The following is a 4,768-nucleotide window of genomic DNA, read 5'->3' on the forward strand; positions in this document are numbered from 1 at the left end:
CTAATTTACAACTCTAAACGCCTACTTTCTTTGAATTCAGTTTAATTCTCTTGATCCTTTCCTTCAGGGCACTACCTGAGAAAAAATGCGATCGGCAGATGTTCAAACCCAATACAAACCAAGCATTACAGCCTGAATGCAATGCTTTTTACCTCAACCCTTTGTTGCTAGGTGAAGGTTCCCGCGTCGATTCGCATATCGATCTTTGCGATCGTACTGCAAAACTGTTGAACCTCCCGCAGCCGTCAGCGTTTTGTACGTGCAAGTACCGCCGAACTTGCAAGGGGGAGAGTTGATACTGCGGCGCAACAAACAGCAAGTCGGGCAGATTAAGCCGCAAGCCAACTCGCCGATCTATTTTCAAGGAGATTTGACTCACTCTGTCAACGCTGTTAAAAGTACCGGAACTCGTTTGAGTTTGGTCTGCGAACAGTACAGTTTGAGCGCAACAGAACTGCAAGATATTCCAGGATTCACAGTAGAATCTAGGGCCGTAAAAGCAAACATTAAGTAAGGTTTATTCGATCCTGGGACGGTGATAAATTCAGGACACGCTTAACCAGCCGCTTGCATCAAAGGTTAAATCACCCCCAACTTATGTGCTGGGAGATTATCCATAACAGCTACTGCGATCCGAGTGGGTTAAGACCGAGCATTATGGGCGAAAGCCTTGAAGGAAACAAAGAATGATGCTAGCTTTATAAATATAGTTTTTTGAGGAGCTAAAGTTCTGAGGAAAGAGGACTTACAAGCTGATGCTGTTTTAATCCGACAGAAGTACCTCAAGAAACCAGTCGGCAAAGGAAATGTCGCACTTGCTGAGCTACAGGTTAAGGGAGGTGTAGCCTTTTGTACAGCAGCAACATCTAGAGGTGGCAAGAAAAGTCCAATTGAAATACCCAAGCCGAAGTCAGCAGGAGGACAATTCGAGCCAGCTATTGATTCTTTCTCCGGGCGTATCATGAGTACTGATGCTGAGTACAAAGTTTTGTCACAAATTGCTGATACTCTTGAGATGTTCTACGATCTTGAAGTAGAAGGCCAACTCTACCTGTATACTGAGTTGCAGCCATGTGAAAGTTGTAATAGCATTTTGAGACAGTTTGAGGAGAAGTTCCCGCACATAAAGATAGAAGTTTTCTGGGATTACCCGTATCCACCCGAATCTTAAAGAGGAAGAAATCAGTTATGACTTTGGAATATAGCAGTGTTACAGAAAAAAGGTTGTCCTTGTTGCGCCAATTGCCTGAATCCATCCAAGGTACGCTAAGTCGGGTATGGCAGCAACATTATGAAGAACTCTATGAACCAGAAGCAGAGGATGCAGCTTCACTTCAAGATGCTTTAGATGAAATTCTGGAAGTGTTTCAGAGTAACAACCAAACACTGACCCACATTCGTTATGTTTGGATGGCGCTGATACTAGCTTCAGTTGTAGAACCAACAGTTCAATATTATCAACCATTAAACTTGCTTCCACAAAAAACTATTAGTAAGATAGAACTCTGGCTCCTAGAAAATACTGAAAAGATGCTGGATTCTAAAAAAAAGTTTTCTAAGGCTCTAATAGAGGAAGAGTTTAATGCTCTAGTAGATGGGATTAAAATTGATTATATAAAAGATAAAAAAGTGGCAAATTTTCAAATAATATTTGAAGCATTAGATGTTTATATGAGTGCGATTAAAACTTTGGATTACAATCAATCCTTAGAATCGTTACTAGATATATTAGAGAATTGTTTAGAGGGCTATGCAATCTTCCCCGGTTCCCACGGACGACGTGAATTATTCGATTGGTGGCTACTAGAGGTTGTACCAGCAAGCTGGTATCTAAGGCCTCCTAGTTCTATCTACTCGCTAGAGAAATTGGGGACTGAAAAAAATAATAGTTTTTGTCAGATGAATAAATTGGAGGAAATTAGCTCTGCCATGTGGAAGATTATCTTGACAGATTCTACCAGTAGACCGAGGTCAAACCTGCTCCCTTTTCCTAACAAATTTGAGGATTATTTAAACACGATACCATTGGATGTTAGACTTGATAAGTGGGCAAGTTAATCTAAGTAACGCTGCAAGTATATATAAAGATAGCGTTGAAACTATTTTTAGTTAAAGGAAGGACTGAAATGAGTAAGCAAGAAGATATTTTAGCTGAAATAATGAAAAATCTTCACGAAAAAGATCGCGATAAAGATGTTAATGAAGAGGAACAAAATAACTATGGAGAGGAATATATTGCCCAGCTTAAATCAGTTTGTAAAAGTTTTATCAAAAAAGAATCTTTGGAAGTTGGACAAATCGTGAAATGGAAGGATCACTTAAAAAATAGAAAGCTTCCCCACAAGAATCAACCAGCAATTGTTATTGCCCTATTAGATAAACCTGTCATCAGCACTGATGATGAACCTGGTAGCCCCTACTTCTTAGAAACTTTAGATATCATTCTTGGGATCATAGTTGAAAACGGCACATTTTTAACTTATTACTATGATAGCAGAAGGTTTGAGCCTTATTAATTTATGTTTATATATTAATGGGCAAACCTTTGAGGAAATGCCCTTTTAGTCAGCATAAATATTGAAAAATTAACGAAAAATTATGTGAGATTGGCTGATTCACAACGGGTTAATTTTCGATGGTTTATGCTCTGCGCCGATGCGGGGGATATTGGCATTCAAAATGGTAAGATTGTGGCGATCGCATCCTCTCTTACCTCCAATGCTCATCAAGTGGTAGAGGCTTCTGGGTTGTGGGTGACACCGGGATTTATCGACATTCACACCCACTACGATCTAGAGTTAGAAATTGCACCCGGATTGAGCGAATCAGTTCGTCATGGCGTTACCAGTGTTGTAATTGGCAATTGCAGCTTGTCTGTTGCAGTTGGTAAACCCCAAATGCTGACAGATATTTTTCAGAGAGTCGAAACTCTTTCCCAGCAACTGATTGCCAAATGGCTGAAACAGTCGGTTTCTTGGCAGACACCTGCAGAATATTTAGAACATTTACAACAATTACCGCTTGGTGCTAATGTGGCGCCTATGTTCGGGCATAGTGCCTTACGCGCTCATGTGATGGGATTGGAACGCAGCTTAACAGTTCAACCCTCAGAAACCGAACTCAAAACCATGCAGCAAATTGCTGCAGGTGCTTTAGATGCGGGATTTATTGGCATCTCAATTGATATGTTTCCTTGGCATAGAATGAGTGGAGAATGGCGCGGCTGTACAATTCCATCACAAGCGGATCGATTCCCTGTTCAGGAATTACACACTGTGACAAAAGAAACCGGTTTTTTTTATTGGGAATCTCCTAGCGCCACGAAGTAGACTCGTAAAAAACCCCGGTTTCTCCACACCCGTGCGTAAGCTATGCTTTATAAACATCTTTCTTAACAAGAAAGTTGACAAAAGTAACTACTTGTGTAGGGGATATGGGGGATCTCGCGGACGATCGAATACGAATTATCCTGATTCGAGTTTTCATTGATATCTCCGTCTTTCAATGAGTTGGCTCAAGTGCGTTCGGGGTTTTTCCCGAGCGCACATTTTGAACCAATAGAATAAAATGTTTTTCTGCCATTGGCTCACGGCGGTTTACCAAAATTATCGTTGATAGGAGCGACACAATTTGCGAGCGCAGTTATTTCACCCTGAAAACATACAAATTGAAGTTGTTTTCAGTTGATTAAATAGTAGCCAACCCGTCATAATATCATCCAATCTTCTCAAGCCACGCCACAAAGTTTTAACTCCTGGAAAACCATCATGTTTTCGTCCTAAAAAACCTCCCAATGTGGCAATCCAACCAACAGCTTCCCCTAAAGTTGGCGGGGAAGAATGAGGATAACTTTTGTGATAAATTGTTGCATAAAGAGCCTGCCATTCTCGATGTGATAACATAATTTCACAACTGGCATCAGGCGCGCTGCGAGCCAGGTGAGTAATATAAAGCAAACGCCAAGCTACTATCGAATAAGTAGCTAGAGCCATTTCCAACCTCTCTGCTGTTTCTAATTGCAGCTTCTCAATTCCACAACCACTTTTTAATACATAATGATAACGCTCAATCAACCAACGATAACTATACCACCTCACATAAGTAGTCACATCCTCAATACAAGTAATAGGTAAAGTTGTTAACAGCCACCACTCAATTGCTTCTGCCTCCGATGGTGCTGATGATTCTCTTACTAAAATAACTTGCAGCTCGAGCGGACTTAATTTCTCTTGTTTAGCCCGATTTTTAGGGGGTTGAATAGTTAAGGTTTTATACCGAATAGTTAAAGTTGCTACTCGTGATGGTCGAGTCGGGTTGCGCTTTAATTCAACAGTCATCGTGGCTGGCGGTTCGACTAACTCCATCTCTGCTTTAAGATGGTTGGATGAAAACTCTAAACATCTGTTTTGAGTAGCTCGAATCAAAAAATCTGCTTTCTCACGGTTGGCGCAGGCAAATAAGTCATAAAAGTCTGCTTCTCGATCGGCAATTGTGACTACTTTTTGCGAATTAGGGATGATATATAACGTGTTTTTTAAAGCATCAAGCCATCTTTGACTTTCTTTTTCTTCAGTTGATTTTTGAGAACGTTTAGCAGCTTTACCTAAAGATTTTGGCGCTCTTGCCCAGACATATTGGTCGATAATTCCTAATGGTAGCCCTTCTGTTGTGGCGGCCAAAGTTGAATGTACTGGTTCTTCTGGGTTGGCGGTGAAAACTGTATAATAGAGGAACTTTACGCTAGAGGATAAGCTCATGGATTTTCATC

Annotated in this window: 6 protein-coding genes; 5 read left to right on the forward strand and 1 reads right to left on the reverse strand. The window is 40.8% G+C overall.

Annotated elements, in window-relative coordinates; translation table 11 throughout:
* The first annotated feature begins 205 nt into the window (after nucleotides 1-205).
* The 5 genes from QUA99_RS32220 to QUA99_RS32235 all read left to right on the forward strand — a co-directional run bounded on the left by QUA99_RS32220 (nucleotide 206) and on the right by QUA99_RS32235 (nucleotide 3,329).
* The gene (locus tag QUA99_RS32220) at nucleotides 206-514 is read left to right on the forward strand and encodes a 2OG-Fe(II) oxygenase (protein WP_333245508.1); all 309 of its coding nucleotides are present in this window, start codon (nucleotides 206-208) and stop codon (nucleotides 512-514) included.
* A gap of 447 nt (nucleotides 515-961) precedes the next feature.
* Nucleotides 962-1,171, forward strand: a complete 210-nt coding sequence (locus QUA99_RS33315) for a deaminase domain-containing protein (protein WP_445251059.1) — start codon at nucleotides 962-964, stop codon at nucleotides 1,169-1,171.
* Between the two features lie 17 nt (nucleotides 1,172-1,188).
* On the forward strand, nucleotides 1,189-2,058 hold the full coding sequence (locus tag QUA99_RS32225; RefSeq protein WP_333245505.1) for a hypothetical protein: 870 nt from the start codon (nucleotides 1,189-1,191) through the stop codon (nucleotides 2,056-2,058).
* Between the two features lie 68 nt (nucleotides 2,059-2,126).
* Nucleotides 2,127-2,516 (forward strand): hypothetical protein, encoded by a 390-nt coding sequence (locus tag QUA99_RS32230; protein WP_333245502.1) that lies wholly within the window; start codon nucleotides 2,127-2,129, stop codon nucleotides 2,514-2,516.
* Between the two features lie 90 nt (nucleotides 2,517-2,606).
* Nucleotides 2,607-3,329 carry a hypothetical protein gene (locus QUA99_RS32235; RefSeq protein WP_333245499.1) on the forward strand — a complete coding sequence of 241 codons (723 nt, stop codon included), beginning with the start codon at nucleotides 2,607-2,609 and terminating at the stop codon, nucleotides 3,327-3,329.
* 318 nt (nucleotides 3,330-3,647) lie between these two features.
* On the opposite strand, the gene QUA99_RS32240 is transcribed toward QUA99_RS32235, so the two are convergent.
* A complete protein-coding gene (locus QUA99_RS32240; protein WP_333245497.1) occupies nucleotides 3,648-4,679 on the reverse strand; it encodes an IS4 family transposase in 1,032 nt (343 codons plus the stop codon).
* Nucleotides 4,680-4,768 lie beyond the last annotated feature (89 nt).

Origin of the sequence: Microcoleus sp. F10-B2 (assembly GCF_036704965.1) — a bacterium.
GTDB lineage: Bacteria > Cyanobacteriota > Cyanobacteriia > Cyanobacteriales > Microcoleaceae > Microcoleus.